This window comes from Luteibacter jiangsuensis (genome assembly GCF_011742555.1).
Taxonomy (GTDB): Bacteria; Pseudomonadota; Gammaproteobacteria; order Xanthomonadales; family Rhodanobacteraceae; genus Luteibacter; species Luteibacter jiangsuensis.
In genome coordinates this window covers 51825-68135 of the sequence record NZ_JAAQQR010000008.1, presented here as the reverse complement: position 1 = coordinate 68135, position 16311 = coordinate 51825, and the positions used below count along the sequence as shown (strand labels likewise).

The window sequence follows — 16311 nt, the reverse complement described above, 5'->3', positions numbered from 1 at the left end:
CATAGGGGGTCCCCACGTGGCCGCCCAGATGTCCGCGGCACCGGCATTTCGGTACCGCGCTTTCCTCAGCTATAGCCACCGGGACGAGTCCTGGGCGCGGTGGTTGCACCGGGCACTGGAGCGCTACGTGGTGCCGCGGCGGCTTGTCGGGCAGGTGACGGCCTTCGGACCGGTACCGAGACGGCTTTCTCCCATCTTCCGAGACACCGACGAACTCGCCAGCGCGGCCGACCTCGGCGCGAAGGTGAACGAAGCGCTTTCCAGCTCCGAGAGCCTGCTCGTCGTCTGTTCGCCCAGCGCCGCGACATCGCGCTGGGTGAACGAAGAGGTGGCGGCGTTCAAACGACTGGGGCGCGAAGACCGCATCTTTTGCCTGATCGTGTCGGGCGAGCCGAATGCGAGCCTCGTTCCAGCGCATGAAGTGGATGAGTGCTTTGCGCCCGCCTTGCGCCGGCGCTGGCGTGCGGACGGCTCCTTGCGCGACGACATGCTGGAGCCCGTTGCTGCCGACGTACGGCCGGGAAAGGACACACGGGCCGAGGCGAAGTGCCGGCTCGTCGCCGGCTTGCTCGGGCTGGACCTGGATGCATTGAAACGACGCGATTACCAGCGCCGCGCGTATAGGGCCATGCTCCTGACATCCGCGTCGATCGGCATTGCCGTCGTCACCGGGGCGCTGGCGGTGGCGGCTATCCTGGCGCGCAACACCGCGGAGCAGAGGCAGAAGGAAGCCGAGGACCTGGTGGCCTTCATGCTCGGAGACCTCAACGACAAACTGTCCGAGGTGTCTCGACTGGACATCCTGGAAGCGGTGGACGACAAGGCCATGGCTTACTTCCAGGCGCAATCCGGGGAGGATCTCGACACGCGCGCGTTGAGCCAGAGGGCGACCGCACTGCAGAAGATCGGCAGCGTTCGCCTGGACCAGGGAGAGCTGGCCGCGGCGATGACCTCTTATCGGGCGGCGCTCGCGATCGCATCGAAGCTGGATGTCGCCGGCGCCGACCCGGCGTACCAGCTGGCGCATGCCGAAGCCCTGACCTTCGTGGGGCTGGTGTACTGGCGACAGGGAAAGCTGGACGCCGCCCAAGACAGCTTCGCGTCGGCGAAAAATATTCTCCAGCGAGCGTCCGCAGGCGCGCCGGGCGATCTGGATATCGCTTTCCAGCTGGCCCTCGTCGACAACAACATCGGCTACGTGCTCGAGGCGCGCGGACAACTGGACGAAGCGGCCGCCCAGTACAGGCGCATGCTTGTCGCGATGCAGCGTCTCGTCGCGGCGCAACCCGGGAACGCGGAGTGGAGCGAATACCTTGGCTCCGCGCAGAACAATCTCGGCAAGCTCGCGCTGTTGCGCGGCGACCTCGCGGAGGCGTTGCGGAAGTACACGGAAGACGAACGCATCCAGATGCGCCTTGCCGCCGAAGCTCCGAACGACGCGAGTCGCCAGGGCCGGCTGCTGACGGCACACGCGATCCTTGGACGGACCCAGGCCCTGGCGGGAGACCCGGAGTCGGGCATGGAACGCCTGCAGCGCGCCGTGGACATCGCGTCGTCGCTGGCGGCGATGGATGCAAGTAACGCGGAGGCCCGGGAACAGGTCGCGCTGTATGGCACGCAGCTCGCGCGTCTGAGGCGGCTGCACGGCGATCTGCTCGCGGCGGGCCGCCTGATCGCGAAGGCGGAAGCGATCTTCGCCCGCCTCACCGCGCAGGACGCGGAAAACGCGACGTGGCGCCGCGAATACGCCGAAACGCTGATCGAGCATGCCGCGCAGTTGCACGCGATGGACGACAAGGCGGGAGCGCGCCGTCAGGCGGAGGCTGGCTCACGCATGCTTGCCCCCCTCCTGGAAAAGACCCCGGGCGATCGTTCCCTATTGCTTGCCGAGGCCACGGGACTGCTCGTGCAGGCCGACGCGGCTGTAGACAGTGGTAGCGCGCGCCGCCTGCGGGAACAGGTGTTGCGCACGGTGGCGGAAGCCGTCGGCGCAGACACCGATCCACGACTGCTCGCCCTGAAGGTCCGGGCGCAGTTGGATCTTCACCGGAAAACGGACGCCGCACCTTCCATCGCACGCCTGTGGGCGGACGGTTACCGAGACGCCGGCCTCCTGAGCGCGCTGAAACGACAGGGCATCGATTACCCGCCCACCGATGCCGTCCACCCTCCATCCGCGGCCACCGACGGAGAGGTGGCGACAGGACAGCCAGGACCCCTTCACCAAGCAGGAGAACCGCCGTGACGAACGCGCCCAGCGACAAGAAACCCGAGAAGCCGGCCGAACCGCCCCCCGCCAAGCCATCCGATCAGGGCAAGACCCTGCCGACGAGGGATACCAGGACAGGTGCCATAAAGCCGAGCTGACACTCATGGCCTCGTCGGTCGTTCCTCTCGTCGTCGGCGTCACGAGTCATAGGGACATCTCTCCCTCGCAGCGCGAGGGCATAAGCCTTCGCGTCCGCGAATTCTTCGAAAACCTGGGCCACCGGTTTCCCGGACTGCCGATCGTCCTCCTGTCGTCGCTGGCGGAGGGTGGCGACCAGCTTGTGGCTCGGGAGGCCCTGGCCTGCGGGGTGCGTCTGATGGCGCCGCTGCCGTTGCCGCCGGACCTGTACATGGACGACTTCGACGACGTTGGCGTTCGGCAGTCGTTCGAAACCCTCCGCGATCAAGCCGAGGTGGTACTGCTGCCGCGCCTCATGGACAAGCCACGCCATGCCATCGCCATGCCGGGAATCGAGCGCGACAGGCAGTACGCCACCGCGGGCGTCTATATCGCCAGCCATTGCCATGTACTCCTGGCGCTGTGGGACGGCAATGATGCCGGAGGGTTCGGAGGAACCGCGCAGATCGTGGCTTATCACCTTACCGGCAGCCTGCCTGGCCTGATCGCGCGTCACCGGCATCATCGCCACGTGCTCGGAGACGGCACGGAAAGCCTGCTGTACCACATCGTGTGTTCGCGCGGTCGCGGGGAGGCGGCCCCCGGGTTGAAACCGCTCGAGGCGGGGTGGCGGACAGGCGCGGATCCGGCGATGCACGCGGACATGCCCGGCGACTTCGACCTGATGTTCTCGCGCATGACCGAATTCAACCGGGAGTGCGCCCGCCATGCCGCGCGCATCGCGGCCGCACCGCCATCGTTGCACGGCTCGCCGTGCGCGGCCACCTTACAGACCGAACAGTACTTCCATGCCGCGGACTGGCTCGCAGTGCACTTCCGCCAGCGCGTGCTCCTCGCCTTACGCGTCACGTACGCCGCGGCGGCACTGATGGGAATCGCATTCACCTTCTATGCCCACGTTCCCACACACGATTCGCTGATCTACCTTTTCCTTCTTCTGTTCGCGACGGGCGGAGCAGTGGCGCTCCTTGCGCGTCATCGCGGTTGGCATCGCAAATACCTGGACTATCGCGCGCTTGCCGAGGGCTTGCGGGTCCAGTCGTGCTGGCGCCGTGCCGGGGTCGCACCGGATGCCGACCACGAATTCGCCCACGACAATTTCCTGCAGAAGCAGAACATCGAGCTGGGATGGATCCGCAACGTGATGCGTGCGGCCAGCCTCTATCCATCGTCGACACCCGGTGAGCCCGGCGACAACGCTCTTCACGAGGTCATCGAGGAGTGGGTAGGACATTCGGGCAAGTCGGGTCAGCTCGAGTACTACGAACGCAAGGCCTCCGAACGTGCAAGGCTGCATCACATCACCGCCACCACAGGGCTCATCAGCCTGTGGGGTGGCGTGGCGATCAGCGTGTTCCTGGCGGCGTTCGCGACACGGCTCGACGTGGAGACCAAGGTGATCCTGGTTACCACCATGGCCGTGCTCTCCATCGTGGCAGCGGTGCGCGAAGCTTATGCCTATCGGAAGGCGGATCGAGAACTAATCCGCCAATACCGCTTCATGCAGCGCATCTTCGCCAGCGCTCGCGCCGCGCTCGACCGCACGGCAGATCCCGCCAGACAGCGCGCGATCCTTCACGCCTTGGGCGACGCAGCGTTGACCGAGCATGCGGAATGGACGCTGCTGCAGCGCGAGCGACAAGTCGAGCACAGCAAGCTGTGACATGGACCTCACCAGCCGACGCGCGAGAACTCCGATCTTTCCAGCCACTTCTGAAAGCCGACGCTACCCTGGAGCGAGCCGTCACCCGGAACCAGGCTGTCCTCATCGAGGACGGCGCCGAAATAGGGAGCGCGACCGTCGGTCTGCACGTCACAAGGCGCTTCCAGGTCGATGACGAAACGCTGGATCAGTTCGGACATCCTTTCCCTTTCCGGGCCAGCGATCTCGATGGACCCGTTCAGCGGTTCACCCACCGCGAGCACCGCCATCAACGCGGCAACGTCGTCCGATGCGACGGGCTGGATGTACGCAGGCGATAGCCGCGCGACCTGGTCGCGCACGGCATTCTCGATGATGGCAACGAGGAACTCGTAGAACTGCGTCGCATGGACAATGGTGAACGGAATGCCGGACGCCCGGATCAGGCGGTCCTGCAACGCCTTGCCGCGCAGGTAATGGCTGTCTTCCAGCCGCTGCGTGCCCACGATCGACAGCGTCACATGGTGCCGTACGCCCGCCGCGAGCTCGGCTTCCAGCAGGTTGCCGATGGCGGTACGGAAGAAGTCGAACGCCGCCTCGTCGTCGAAGGTCGGCGCATTGGTCACGTCGATCACCACTTCCGCGCCCACCATGCATTCGGCGAGCCCCTGGCCGGTGATCACATCCACGCCCGTTGCGCGGGAAACGGCCGATACGTGATGGCCTTCATTGCGGAGCCGCTCGACGATGTTCCGCCCGACGAGGCCCCTGCCGCCGACGACGACGATGTTCATGATTCGTACCTCGTGCTCATGTCCCGCCGGTGAGCCACTGGGCGACATTCCGCACGTAGCGCTTCGTGGCGCGGAGCGCCTCGGGGAACTGCCGCAGTCCGTCTCCGGGTGCTTCCGAGACGAACGAAGGACAGCCCGTGGACGGGTCCCAGTTGTAATCGGCGAAGTGGTGGAAGGTGGACTGCGCGATGGCACGGCCGCCGCTTTCGGACTGCTCGAACGCCACCGCGATGTTGAAATCCCTTTGCGTGCTAAGGCTGCGTCCTTTCAGGATGACTCGTGCAGTCGGATCGTCGGGTGGTGCTCCGACGGCGCCCTCGTGCGGATGCGATGGAAGGAAGGCGACGACCCCACCGGCCGACTCCGGGTCGTGAAGGACCGCATGTACCTCGCCGACGGCTTCCACCTTCTGATAATCGCCGTTGGCGCCCGAGTGGTAATTGGGCCAGGAAATGTCGGTGGTGATCGTGTCGTCGACGCAATGCCGGCTCGTGTCCGGGTCGAGGTTGCGGGAATGGAAATGGTGTGCGGCGCCCACGCCGGCGAGGCTACAGATGGAACTGCCCAGATCCATGTGGTCGCGGGTGACGAGCAGGCCGCCGCCGTTCCGGCGAAAGCGGCTGATGCCCGCGCAATCTTCGCTGGTGAGGCCGTTACCCGTGTCGACGGCGAACAGCCACAGCTGCCCGTAGTCCGACTCGTCGAGCCGTGACAACACAGCGTCGTCGTGTTCGACCGGTCCGCGGTTGCGCGCAGTGACGCGAAATGCGGGCTCGCCATGCTCGTCGCGGATGCTTTCCAGGAATGCCTTGAGAAGATGAAAGCGACCGATGTGCCAATCGTCGCTGTCGCCTTCGATCGTGGTCTGCAAAAGGATATTCTGCATCGGTATCGCCCTCGGCTGTCTGCTATCCGCCATGTAAGCAGATCCTGGGCTCACAAGCTTGTACGAACCGTGGCGATCCCGCGCTGCTTCGGCCGGTAGCACCCATTTGCCGCAGCGCCGGTCGGCGCGAGCAGGTTCGCTGCCGCCGCCAGTCCGTGCGTCAGGGAAGGCCCATCGGTGCGCTGCGGGCTCGTCAGGGGCAGCCATACGCCGAATTCGGCGCCCAGACCTATGCCTGCCGAATGCACCCGCGCCCGTCCGCCGTGTGCCCTTGCAATCTCATGGACCACGGCCAGGCCGATGCCCATGCCCGAGCCGTCTTCGAAGTCTGCATCGTGCTGGCGGGCGAACAGCTCGAACAACCTTTCACCGCGGCCAGGAGCAATGCCCCTGCCTGTATCGGAAACGACGATGTGCGCATGGCCATCGCTTTCGGTGACCCGAACGTCCACCGTTCCACATGAACCGGCAAACTTCAGCGCGTTTTCGACGAGATTGCTGACAATCTGCTCGACCCGGACAGGGTCCGCCTGGCAGCAGAGCACGCCGGCGGCGGGAACATCCAGGCACAAGCGCACGGTCGGCACGGTGGCCGCCATGGCTGCCGCCACGCGCGACACGAGGGGCCCAAGGTCCACCCGTGCGGTCTTCAGAGGTAGTGTTCCCGTGCGCACACGATGGACGTCAAGCAGATCCTCGACGAGTCGTGCCTGCCGGTGCAGCGACGAGCGCATGTCTTCGCCGAGCTCCTGAAGCTGTGCGTCGCCACGCTGTGTGCCGAGCCGACGCAGCAGATCGGCCTGCATCGTCAGTGCAGCAAGGGGCTGCCGAAGCTCGTGGGCTGCGATCGCGTTGAATCGGTCCCTGGCTGCGCAGGCGTCCAGGGCCGCCTCGCGCGCGGCGCGAAGTCTTCGGATGGTGCTGGCCTGGCCGGGACCCACGGGCTCATTCCTCGTCGTGCATGCAATGCCCGAAGGTTAGGCATGAGCGCGCCCGGCCGGAAGCCGCCGCGGAGGCCCGCCATGTTGCCCTCGGGACAACAATCGCTACGGCACGCCGTGAAGCGAAGCCCTGTGTCGCGGTGCGTGGACGCGTTAATCTGCGCAGGTATCCAAGGAGCGCTGTCATGACGTCCAATCCGGTGATCGTCGAAGAAACGGGCGAAGGTCTCTTCCAGGTCAGGGCGCACGGGCAGGGCCCGTCGTTCGTGATCGACGAGCCACTCGACCTGGGTGGTATGGCATCGGGACCGACGCCTTACGACCTGCTCAGCTCGGCCCTCGGCGCGTGCACGGTCATGACGATCCGCATGTATGCCAGGCGAAAAGGTCTTCCGGTCGACCGCGTGCAGGCGTCGGTGACGCACCGGCGCGACGAAGCCACTGCTCGTGACATCTTCGAACGCAACGTATTTGTCGAGGGGGATCTCACGCCGGCGCAGCGCGACCGCCTGCTGGCCATTGCGGAAGCGTGCCCGATCAGCAAGACGCTGCACGCCGGCGCGGAGATCGTCACGCGAGTGGCGCCACAGCCCGTGCCGGTCGTCGACGACCGGCCATGCGACCGCACCCACCCGAGGGCCATGGACGAGTCGTGCCGAGAGGTGGATCCAACCGCGGTCGCGTGAGCGTTTCCTAGGGTGCTATGGCCGCGGTCGCCGCGGCCTGTTCGATCAACGCCACCACTTCCTGCGGGTGCGACTGGTGTACCGCGTGGCTTGCCCCCGCAATCTCCACCATGGTGCTGCGCGCACGACGACCGTACATGCGCTCGAGGTCGGGGCTCAGGATCCGGTCCGCGCCCGCGACCATGTACCAGCTCGGCTTGTCTTTCCACGCCGGATGCGTGGCCGGTACGGCGAATGCGCCGAGCGCCGTAAGTGCCTGCGCATGGGCCTGGAAATGCGCGGTGGCGGAATCGAGGTCCGCGGCGTAATCCTCGATATACGCCGACGGCTCGAAATACAGGAATCCATCGGGCGTCGTCCGCACGTCCATGCCTGCATGGCTCGCCGGGTCCACGAATTTCCTGTCGTTGCCGAGGGGCGTCTCGCCCTCCTCGAGGGCATGCGCGGCGATGTAGACGAGCGCGCGCACTTTCGGATCGTTGCCGACCCGCGTGATGACGGCTCCACCATAGCAGTGGCCGACGAGCACCACAGGCCCTGCCTGCATGGCGAGGACACGTGCCACCGCCGCCACGTCAGCCTCGAACGATGTCAGAGGCTGCTGCACCACCGATACGGAATAGCCTTTTTCGATCAGACGATCATGGACGGACCGCCAACCGCTGCCGTTCGTCCAGGCGCCGTGCACGAGGACGATGGTGCTCTTGTGCTTGGGTGGGGAGCTTACTGGGATACCGTTCATGCCACTGGCCAACGTCTTCGTCGAAGACGGTCTTTGGCCGAACACGATCCGTCAGATCGACGTTATGGACTAGACGCCCCATGGGAACCATGGACGTGAGCGTGGCGCACCAATCGCATGGCTGGCCGCGCCCCTTACGAGACGCGAGACCGTCCGTAGGTGGAGCGCAAGCCTTGTCCCAGTTCTGGCCGGCGCTACATCGCTTCCTTCAATCCCTTGACGATGAGGAGGTGGTTCACCGGGAACGCCGTGATGAAACCGCCAACCATGGCCCATTGCATGGCAAACCAGAACGCCGGACTCGCAGCATCCGGCCGCTCGTGCAGCCATGCGGGGTAGAGCACGAACTGGAATATGGCCATGACGGCGAACATGCCGACCTGCCATGCGGCGAGCGACGCGGTATCGGCCTTGACAGCCGCCTTGATTCCCTCGCGCACCGAAAGGCCGCGCATGGGCGCAATGGCGAAGTACTGGAAAAGAATGCCGAAGGCGAACGCGAGGATGCAGTCGAGCACCCAAGTGGCGAAGGTGCGGTCGGCGAATAACCAGTGCCAGCCGAATGCGATTGCCACGGACGGCGCCAAAAACACGAGGCACTCGGCAAGCAGATCGCCGAGAGTACAGCCACTGCCGCAATGGAGAGTGCCCTTGCTCACCGTGACCCAGTGCGGCGCCTCGTCGGCCCCGCGGTGGCCCCAGCGCGCGTACAGCCACACGATGCCCAGTGACCCGAAGAGCGCGCACAAGGGCCATACCGCCATCATGATTCGCATGTGAGGCGGATGCCTCACTAAGTGCATTAGCAGGCCCGCCGCACACAGGACACCCAGTGCCAGGCTCAGGACGCAGATCCACTGGAAGGCCGAATCGGGCATGTGAGGTATCGCCAGTCTCAGGCGTGCGCCGTGCGTTCGGCGACCGCGCGGTCCCGCGGGGGCCTGGCAATGGTGAGCGGCGAGGCCATGGCCAATGTGCGCGTCGGGAAGGCGAATGCGATATTCCGATCGGCGAACCGTTCCACCATGGCTAGATTGATCGCCTGCTGGGCATCCATATAACGGTTGTAATCGGGCGTCGTGACGAAGTACACCACCTCGAAGTCCAGCGAGCTCTCACCGAACCCCTTGAAGTGCGCGCGGTCGATTTTCACGTCGGCCGTCCCGTCGCATATGTCTCTGACCATGCCCGGGATGGCCGCCAGCGCCGACGCATCGGTGTCATAAGTGACCCCGAACGTGAACACGATGCGCCGCTGTTCCATGCGAGCGTAGTTGTGGAGCGTGTTGCCGAGCAGCTCGGCGTTGCCGATGACGATTTCCTCGCCCGTGATCGAGCGGATGCGGGTCGTTTTCACGCCGACGTGCACTATCGTTCCCGCGACGTCGCCGAACGTGACGAATTGCCCGATCTCGAAGGGTTTGTCGAGTCCGATGGACATCGATGCGAAGAGATCGCCGAGGATGTTCTGCAAGGCAAGGGCCACCGCCACGCCGCCGACGCCGAGACTTGCGACGAAGGCCGTGATGTTGACACCGGCGATGCTCAATGCCGCAAGGAGAAGGGTAGTCCACACCATGATGCGCGCGAACCAGCTCATCATCGAAAGTACGACGGGATTGTGTCCGCGAACATGGTCCGACGCGAGGGAGGTCGTGGCCCATGACCGAACCAGACTGTTCGCCCAAAGCCCTATCTGCACGGCAATGGCCACCGTGCCGACGAGGCCGATGTAGCGATTGGTGCGGTCCGACAGACCCAGGGCCTGCGCGCCAAGGGCCAGGAAGGCACCGAAAACAAGCCACCACCGCGTGCGGGCGGCGGCGACGCCCAGGGCCTGGATCGCGGGCGTATGAGGCTGCGAAAAGATTCTGGCCAGCAGGCGCAACGCGGTCAGGACGAGCAGCGTGCCAACCACGGCAATGGCCGAGCCGACCAGCCAGCGCCACGCCGGAACGCCGAGAAAGGTGTAGTGGAGTGCCCAGCTATGGAAGGATTCGAACACGACGGCTCCTGTCTGCGCGGGATGCACGATGGCAAAGGAGCGACCGACGATGACACATTGCCTGTCGACGTCATGTGGTCTTCGAGGAAAACTCGCCGGCAGTGGCATATCGTTCGGCGCCGCCCTACAGTTCCCGCATGCATTGGGGATGACATGAAGGCACTCGTAAAGCAATGGGTGGGCAGAATGACCGAATCGTTCTGGCTGTTGCCGGCGATTATGGTCGTCACCGGCGTGGCCACTGCGTTCGCGCTTCTTGCCATCGACCGCGGCGGATGGCTGCCCGTGTCCGTCATGGGCTCATCGTGGCTCTATAACGGTGGGGGAACCGGGGCCCGCACGCTGCTCGGAGCCATCGCGTCGTCCACCATCGGTGTGGCGGGCACGGTGTTTTCGATCACCATCGCGGCGCTGTCGCTGGCCGCCGGGCAGATGGGCCCACGGCTGCTCCGCAATTTCACCCGCGACCGCGGCAACCAGTTCTCGCTAGGCGCGTTCCTCGGCACGTTCTCCTATGCCCTCACCGTGCTCCGCAGTGTTCGCACACAACAGGAGGGGGCCTTCACGCCGCACCTGGCACTGTCGTTCGGCATGTTGCTCGCCTTTGGATGCGTGGCGACGCTCGTCTATTTCGTCGGACACATGGCAAGCCGCATCAATGTGGACACTGTCATCGATCTGGTGAGTGACGACGTTGCCGAGGCTTTCGACGCACTTGTCGTCGAAGGCGACAACCTCGATCCGCCGGACCTTGGCGCGTGGCGGGAGGGAGCCATCGTCGTCGATGACAGGCGTGGTTACGTCCAGCAGCTGGAAGAGGACGATCTGGCGCACTGGGCCGCCGAGCAGGGAACGTCGATACGCCTGCTCGTGCGTCGGGGAGACTACATTTCACCCGGTATGCCTGTGGCGGTACTCACAGTGCCTGTCGAGGATGCCGACGGCGCGATTCGGAGGGCCACCGCGCTGGGTGCATCCCGTGGCAGCCGGGGCGATGCCGAGCAGACCGTGCGCCAGCTGGTCGAGGTGGCGGTGCGTGCGCTGTCCCCAGGCATCAACGACCCGCACACCGCCATGAGTGTCCTCGACAGGCTCGGTGCCGCGTTGTGCACCCTGGCTGGGAAAACCCTTCCGAACGGTGTGCATGCTCCCGCCGGCAAGGTGTCGCTCTGGGTGCCGAATGTGTCCTACGAAAGCCTGTGCGACGTTATGTTCCACATGATTCGCCAGAATGCCGCCGGCAACGCGGCGGTGCTCATCAAGCTCGTGGACGTATTGACCGTCGTGCTGGCAACGGAGCCGGATAGAACGCGGCATGCGGTGCTCGGCCGGCACATCGAGCAGGTGGCTCTGGATGTGGAGAGAACGATAGGGAACACCTTCGACGCGGCCGAAGTGCGGGGTCGCATCCACCGCTTCGGAACGATTCGCAACGCCATGGCGGCACGGTCGCCGTTGTCGTCCGCACTGCTCGGGCTCGACAGGGATGTTTGATATCGCGGCCCTTTTCCTCGTGGTGACGGCGCTCCTGGCGTACGTGAACCATCGCTTTCTCCGGTTGCCGTCCACGATCGGCGTGATGGCCATCGCGCTTCTCATTTCGCTGGCCGTCGTGGGGCTGCACGCGCTCGGCATCGATCATGGGATAAAAGCTCGCGAAGAATCCCTGCTGAAATCGATCGACTTCTCCGACGTGTTGATGCAGGGCATGCTGTCGCTCCTCCTGTTCGCGGGCGCGTTGCATGTCGACCTCAGCACGCTCAGGGCGTATCGATGGCAGATCGCCGCTTTGGCCATCGTCGGTACATGCCTTTCGACCATCGTGGTGGGCGTCGTTCTCTGGTGGGTGCTTCCGTTTGCCGGGCTGTCGCTTCCGCTGATCCACTGCCTGCTATTCGGGGCCCTCATTTCCCCGACGGATCCGATCTCGGTCATGGGTATCCTGAAGTCGATCGGCGCGCCCAAGTCGCTCGAACTCGTCATTGCCGGCGAGTCCCTGTTCAACGACGGCGTGGGTGTGGTGCTGTTCTCGCTGCTGGCCGGCGTGGCGGCCAGTGGCGTTGTGCCGAGCACGGGCCAGGCCGGCTTGCTGCTTCTGCAGGAGGCGGGTGGCGGGCTGGCGTTCGGTCTCGTGCTGGGATGGGCCACCTTCTGGTTGCTCAAGAGCATCGATCAATACCAGGTCGAGGTGCTGCTGACCCTTGCCGCCGTCATGGGCGGCTATGCCCTTGCCACCCACCTGCATGTGTCCGGTCCGCTGGCCATGGTCGTGGTCGGGCTGATGGTGGGAAACGGCGGCCGCGCGGAGGCCATGTCCGATACAACCCGCCGCTACATCGACATGTTCTGGGAGCTGGTCGACGAAATCCTCAATGCCGTGCTTTTCGTCCTGATCGGGATGGAGGTGCTCGCCATCGCGTTCTCCGCATCCCTGTTGGCGGCGATGGTATGCGCTGTGGCGGTCACCTTGCTTGCGCGCGTCGCGACCGTGGGCCTCCCGGTCGCCGCACTGTCGAAGCTGTTCCGCCTGCCGAAGGGGTCGTGGCGCGTTCTGACGTGGGGAGGACTGCGCGGCGGCATTTCCGTCGCGCTCGCCTTCTCCCTCACCCCCGGCGAAGGAAGGGACATCGTGCTGGGGCTGACCTACGGCGTGGTCGTGTTCTCCGTGCTCATCCAGGGCCTGACGGTCGGTCGAGTCGCTCGCAAGGTATGCGCGAAGGAATAGGTTTCATCGCAGCACCTGCTCGGCCAGCGCATGGATGTCGCCGCTCGGCTCCGTGGGGTAGGCCTTCTCCTCGTGCGCCCACGTCTCCCCGAACGCGTACCAGTCGATCTTCTCCACCTTGTTGCCGGTGCGCAGTGCCGTCCTCAGCGAGTCGAAGTAACGCTGCCAGCGCGCGTAGTAATAATCGCCCACGAGGCCCTGCCATTCGCGGCGGGCGTAATCGGCGACGTCCGGACGGCCCCAGATGGTGATGAGCGAGCGTGCGTCGTAATTGATCGCGGACCATTCGGCGGGGCTGGTCGCATAGGCCTTCGCACGGGCGAGCCACGGTCCCAGCATGAAATGCCGGTTCGTGCCGAGCACGGCGTCCAGCTGCTTCATCGAGCGGAGCCAATCGCCGGTGAGCCGATCGAAGCGGGCCACATCGCGCGCTTCGAAGGCCGCGTTGATCTCCGGCAGCATGACGCGGCTACGTACCGCCAGCGCCTGTCGCGTGAGGTCGGTGAGGTCATGACGGTACGCGGTGCTCTGCCGAAGTGCCGGCGCAACCTGCACCAGTTCGGCGAGGGCACGTTCGATTTCCACCGGATCGTAGTCCAGGGGCAGCGTGTGCGCATAAAGGCTAGGGGTAAGCTCGAAGTAGCCTGTCTGGTACTTGCTGTCCCATGTGGCCGGGAGGTTATAGGCCGATCGCTGCAGGATGTGCCACGCCGCGACGGCGTGCGGATCCGGCGCGGCACCGCCGTATCGGCGCCAGGCCCATTGCCGGAACCACTCGTCGATATCCACAGGTTCCGTTCGCCATGCAAGCTCGGTGAAGAACGCAGTCGCCGCCGGGTTGTTGTCGCTGGCTTCCGGCATCAGGGCCACGCCATTCATCCGGCTGCCGGCCTTCTTCTTCCATTGCCAGAACCGCTCGTTCCATACGGAGAGGTTGGCGCCGATGTTCGTATGCCCGCCAAAGTTCCAGATGGTGCCGAACGTATAGGGTGTGCCCGCCCACTCGGTTTCCCTGTCCGTGTCGGCCGGCACGGCTTCGGATTCACCGTCCACGACCAGCGCATGCGCTTTGTCCAGGCCCTTCACGATCGGCGGCAGCGGATTGGTTTCCCATCCCAGAAGCACCCAGATGGCGCCGGGGTGGGCGCGATCGAGCGCCGACTGGATGCCGCGGGTGGCCGCGACGAGGTCGATGCTGCCGTGGTCGGCACCCTCGATGCCCTCGTGCAGCGGATCCATCTTGTACATGTGGCTGTCGCCGAACATGGCCGTCTGGGTGCGGTAGAACTCGGCGGCGACCCTGGCGAACACGGGATCGGTCGGATCGAGCCAGTCAGGCCGCTTGTAGCCGTCCCATTCGCCGGTGGGAACGACGTGCGCTCCCGCGTTGCGCTTCGCGAAGTCCGGCGGCACCGTGCCGTAGAACCCGGGAAAGACGGGAACCATGCCCAGCTGTCGCAGGCGGTCCGCCATCTTCCGCGCGAGGTCCGCTCGCCGGTCGACGATGCCTTGCGAGATGGGTGTCGGCGAGCAGCACAGGTTCTGCAGCAACCACCAAGGCTGGTGCGCCGCTTGGGGGATCCACGCGAGCATGTCGTCGCGGGTGTAACCGAAGCGTTGGAAGGTGGCCTCGTAAACCTTCTCCTGGCCCTGGTAGACGAGCACCTGATTGATACCGCGCAGCGCCAGCACGTCGATCTTGTGCTGCCAGTAGTCCCAGTCGGCATAAGGCTCGGTGTAGCCCTCGTCGACATCGTTCAGCGCGAACCGGTTGGCACCGTTCGCTTCGTGCGCGATGGGCGATGCGGGCAGCGGGAACGTTCGGGGAATATCCAGTTGATCGCCGGCCAGCGAGATGTTCGCGTGCACCACGTACTCCAGGTACCAGCCGAAACCGGCGAGGAGCGTGGCGGGGCTGGTGCCCTCGATGACCAGATGGCCGTCTTCTCCCAGGATGCGGAAGCGATCGGCCTGCCCCCTGGCCACCGCGCGCAGACGAACCTGGTCGGCATGGGCCTTGCCTACCAACCTTTCGAGCGCGGCACGCGCGGGCGCCACGTCAAAGACCGCATCCACGGCGCCTTGCGGCGGCGTGCTGGCAAGCGCGGGCGGCTGTACGCCGCCGCAGGCGAGCGAGAGGCCCAGCATGGCCTGAATGAGAACGCGACGCATGCCGTGCATGCGTGCGGATGGCGTATCTCGATGCATCTGGCTTGACCCCTATGGTGGCGCGTGGACGAACGTGCGTCTAAACCGCCAAACGTAACCGCATCGGCCGCTGAACGGAAATCCCGGCGTCACAATTCCCACAGGTGTACGTAAGCTTGCTCTGGCACCGTGCTCTCACTTTCCTGCCGGTGCACGTCATGCGTAGTGCGTCTTTGCCTTCCCCGTCGGCCGCCGAACCGGCCCGCAAGCCGTTGCACGGCGGCCTCGCAACGTGGCGCCGGCGCATCGCGGCGTGGATGGCGGGCCATTTGCTTCCGGCACCGGCAAATATCGTCGGCGCCGGTGGCCTCGCGTCGGAGCGGATCCAGCGCATCCTGGTGTGCCGTCCCAATCACCGGCTGGGCAACACCGTGCTGCTCACGGCGCTGCTGGTCGAGATCGAGCGGCGCTTCCCCGGTGCGGAAGTGGATCTGCTCTCGGCCGGACCGGCCGCGGCGACTCTGTTCCGCGGCTTCGACATCGTCGGCGATTGCACGACGCTCGATCGCCGCGCGGTGCGCCGTCCCCTGGCGACGTTTCGTGCGCTGCGCAAGTTGCGGGCCCGCCGATACGATCTGGTGATCGACGCCGCTGCCGGGTCTTCCTCCGGACGTGTGGCCGGTGCGCTGGCGAATGCGCGGCTCCAGCTTCGCACCGACGACATGCCGACCCACGGGCAGGTGAGGCACCTGGCGGCCCGGCCGGTTCAGGCCTTGCGCTGGGCGCTCGGCGTTGCGGCGGAAATCGATGTCCCGTCGCTGGATATTCGCCTGACGGAGCAGGAGCGACGCGCGGGACAGGACGCGCTGGCGCGTGTGTTGCGGGGGGTGAATGAGCGACACCTGCCCGTCGTCGCCATCTTTCCCAATGCCACGGGATCGAAGCTGCTGGACACGAACTGGTGGCACGACTTCACGACGGAGCTCGTGGCCCTCCACGGCGAGGCATGCGTGATCGAACTCGTGTCCGCCGACGGCATGTCGCGACTCGGCGGCGGTTATCCTACCTACTACACCAGCGATCCACGCAAGCTGGCGGCCTTCATCGAAGCCGCGGGTACCTACATCAGCGCGGATTGCGGCGTCATGCATCTGGCCGCGGGAACGCGGGCAACGACCGTCGGCCTGTTCGGCCCCACCGACCCTGTGCGTTATGGTCCGTATGGCGGCGATAACGCAGCTATCGTCTGCGAAGAAGGGTGCCCGCGACTCGCTGCACGCCGGGTTGCCACGCATCTCGCACGCATGAGCAAGCACGCTCGCATTTGAATCTGTC

Annotated in this window: 13 protein-coding genes; 6 read left to right on the top strand and 7 right to left on the bottom strand. The window is 65.4% G+C overall.

Going from position 1 to position 16311, the window contains the following annotated elements:
* Positions 1 to 16 precede the first annotated feature (16 nt).
* Positions 17 to 2245, top strand: a complete 2229-nt coding sequence (locus tag HBF26_RS15830) for a TIR domain-containing protein (protein WP_338039690.1) — start codon at positions 17 to 19, stop codon at positions 2243 to 2245.
* A 127-nt stretch (positions 2246 to 2372) separates the two neighbouring features.
* Entirely contained in the window at positions 2373 to 4070 is a 1698-nt protein-coding gene (locus HBF26_RS15825) for a hypothetical protein (protein ID WP_167128625.1), read from the top strand.
* A gap of 8 nt (positions 4071 to 4078) precedes the next feature.
* On the opposite strand, the gene HBF26_RS15820 is transcribed toward HBF26_RS15825, so the two are convergent.
* Genes HBF26_RS15820 through HBF26_RS15810 form a run of 3 tightly spaced genes read right to left on the bottom strand, consistent with a single transcriptional unit; the run spans position 4079 to position 6670 of the window.
* On the bottom strand, positions 4079 to 4843 hold the full coding sequence (locus HBF26_RS15820; protein WP_167128622.1) for an SDR family oxidoreductase: 765 nt from the start codon (positions 4841 to 4843) through the stop codon (positions 4079 to 4081).
* Between the two features lie 16 nt (positions 4844 to 4859).
* Complete coding sequence (locus HBF26_RS15815; protein ID WP_167128619.1) at positions 4860 to 5729, bottom strand: hypothetical protein; 870 nt, start codon at positions 5727 to 5729, stop codon at positions 4860 to 4862.
* Positions 5730 to 5779: 50 nt separating this feature from the next.
* A complete protein-coding gene (locus HBF26_RS15810; protein WP_167128616.1) occupies positions 5780 to 6670 on the bottom strand; it encodes an ATP-binding protein in 891 nt (296 codons plus the stop codon).
* Positions 6671 to 6855: 185 nt separating this feature from the next.
* Between HBF26_RS15810 and HBF26_RS15805 the strand changes: the two genes are divergently transcribed.
* Positions 6856 to 7356 (top strand): OsmC family protein, encoded by a 501-nt coding sequence (locus tag HBF26_RS15805; RefSeq protein WP_167128613.1) that lies wholly within the window; start codon positions 6856 to 6858, stop codon positions 7354 to 7356.
* Between the two features lie 7 nt (positions 7357 to 7363).
* Here the strand turns inward: HBF26_RS15805 and HBF26_RS15800 are convergent, their stop codons facing one another.
* The 3 genes from HBF26_RS15800 to HBF26_RS19910 form a co-directional block, all read right to left on the bottom strand.
* Positions 7364 to 8098: an alpha/beta fold hydrolase gene (locus HBF26_RS15800; protein ID WP_167128610.1), complete on the bottom strand. Its 735-nt coding sequence runs from the start codon at positions 8096 to 8098 to the stop codon at positions 7364 to 7366.
* A 194-nt stretch (positions 8099 to 8292) separates the two neighbouring features.
* Positions 8293 to 8874, bottom strand: coding sequence for a DUF4396 domain-containing protein (locus tag HBF26_RS15795; RefSeq protein ID WP_205287658.1), 582 nt, complete (start codon positions 8872 to 8874; stop codon positions 8293 to 8295).
* A 119-nt stretch (positions 8875 to 8993) separates the two neighbouring features.
* Entirely contained in the window at positions 8994 to 10103 is a 1110-nt protein-coding gene (locus HBF26_RS19910) for a mechanosensitive ion channel domain-containing protein (protein ID WP_205287657.1), read from the bottom strand.
* A gap of 186 nt (positions 10104 to 10289) precedes the next feature.
* Here HBF26_RS19910 and HBF26_RS15785 point away from each other — a divergent pair, with 186 nt between their 5' ends.
* Together HBF26_RS15785 and HBF26_RS15780 are read left to right on the top strand one after the other, a co-directional pair.
* Complete coding sequence (locus HBF26_RS15785; RefSeq protein WP_205287656.1) at positions 10290 to 11597, top strand: DUF2254 domain-containing protein; 1308 nt, start codon at positions 10290 to 10292, stop codon at positions 11595 to 11597.
* The gene (locus tag HBF26_RS15780) at positions 11590 to 12828 is read left to right on the top strand and encodes a cation:proton antiporter (RefSeq protein ID WP_167128601.1); all 1239 of its coding nucleotides are present in this window, start codon (positions 11590 to 11592) and stop codon (positions 12826 to 12828) included. Before HBF26_RS15785 ends, HBF26_RS15780 begins: the two co-directional genes overlap by 8 nt.
* 3 nt (positions 12829 to 12831) lie before the next feature.
* Here the strand turns inward: HBF26_RS15780 and HBF26_RS15775 are convergent, their stop codons facing one another.
* The gene (locus HBF26_RS15775; RefSeq protein WP_205287655.1) at positions 12832 to 15000 is read right to left on the bottom strand and encodes an alpha-N-acetylglucosaminidase; all 2169 of its coding nucleotides are present in this window, start codon (positions 14998 to 15000) and stop codon (positions 12832 to 12834) included.
* A gap of 194 nt (positions 15001 to 15194) precedes the next feature.
* Here HBF26_RS15775 and HBF26_RS15770 point away from each other — a divergent pair, with 194 nt between their 5' ends.
* Positions 15195 to 16304 carry a glycosyltransferase family 9 protein gene (locus HBF26_RS15770; RefSeq protein ID WP_167128598.1) on the top strand — a complete coding sequence of 370 codons (1110 nt, stop codon included), beginning with the start codon at positions 15195 to 15197 and terminating at the stop codon, positions 16302 to 16304.
* The last annotated feature ends 7 nt before the right edge of the window (positions 16305 to 16311 follow it).

Bases quoted from the DNA above. Each gene is read 5' to 3' on its own strand.
- HBF26_RS15805 (WP_167128613.1), top strand. From the start codon at position 6,856: ATGACGTCCAATCCGGTGATCGTCGAAGAAACGGGCGAAGGTCTCTTC.
- HBF26_RS15785 (WP_205287656.1), top strand. From the start codon at position 10,290: ATGACCGAATCGTTCTGGCTGTTGCCGGCGATTATGGTCGTCACCGGC.
- HBF26_RS15775 (WP_205287655.1), bottom strand. From the start codon at position 15,000: ATGCGTCGCGTTCTCATTCAGGCCATGCTGGGCCTCTCGCTCGCCTGC.
- HBF26_RS15795 (WP_205287658.1), bottom strand. From the start codon at position 8,874: ATGCGAATCATGATGGCGGTATGGCCCTTGTGCGCGCTCTTCGGGTCA.
- HBF26_RS15815 (WP_167128619.1), bottom strand. From the start codon at position 5,729: ATGCAGAATATCCTTTTGCAGACCACGATCGAAGGCGACAGCGACGAT.
- HBF26_RS15800 (WP_167128610.1), bottom strand. From the start codon at position 8,098: ATGAACGGTATCCCAGTAAGCTCCCCACCCAAGCACAAGAGCACCATC.
- HBF26_RS15820 (WP_167128622.1), bottom strand. From the start codon at position 4,843: ATGAACATCGTCGTCGTCGGCGGCAGGGGCCTCGTCGGGCGGAACATC.
- HBF26_RS15780 (WP_167128601.1), top strand. From the start codon at position 11,590: ATGTTTGATATCGCGGCCCTTTTCCTCGTGGTGACGGCGCTCCTGGCG.
- HBF26_RS15770 (WP_167128598.1), top strand. From the start codon at position 15,195: ATGCGTAGTGCGTCTTTGCCTTCCCCGTCGGCCGCCGAACCGGCCCGC.
- HBF26_RS15825 (WP_167128625.1), top strand. From the start codon at position 2,373: ATGGCCTCGTCGGTCGTTCCTCTCGTCGTCGGCGTCACGAGTCATAGG.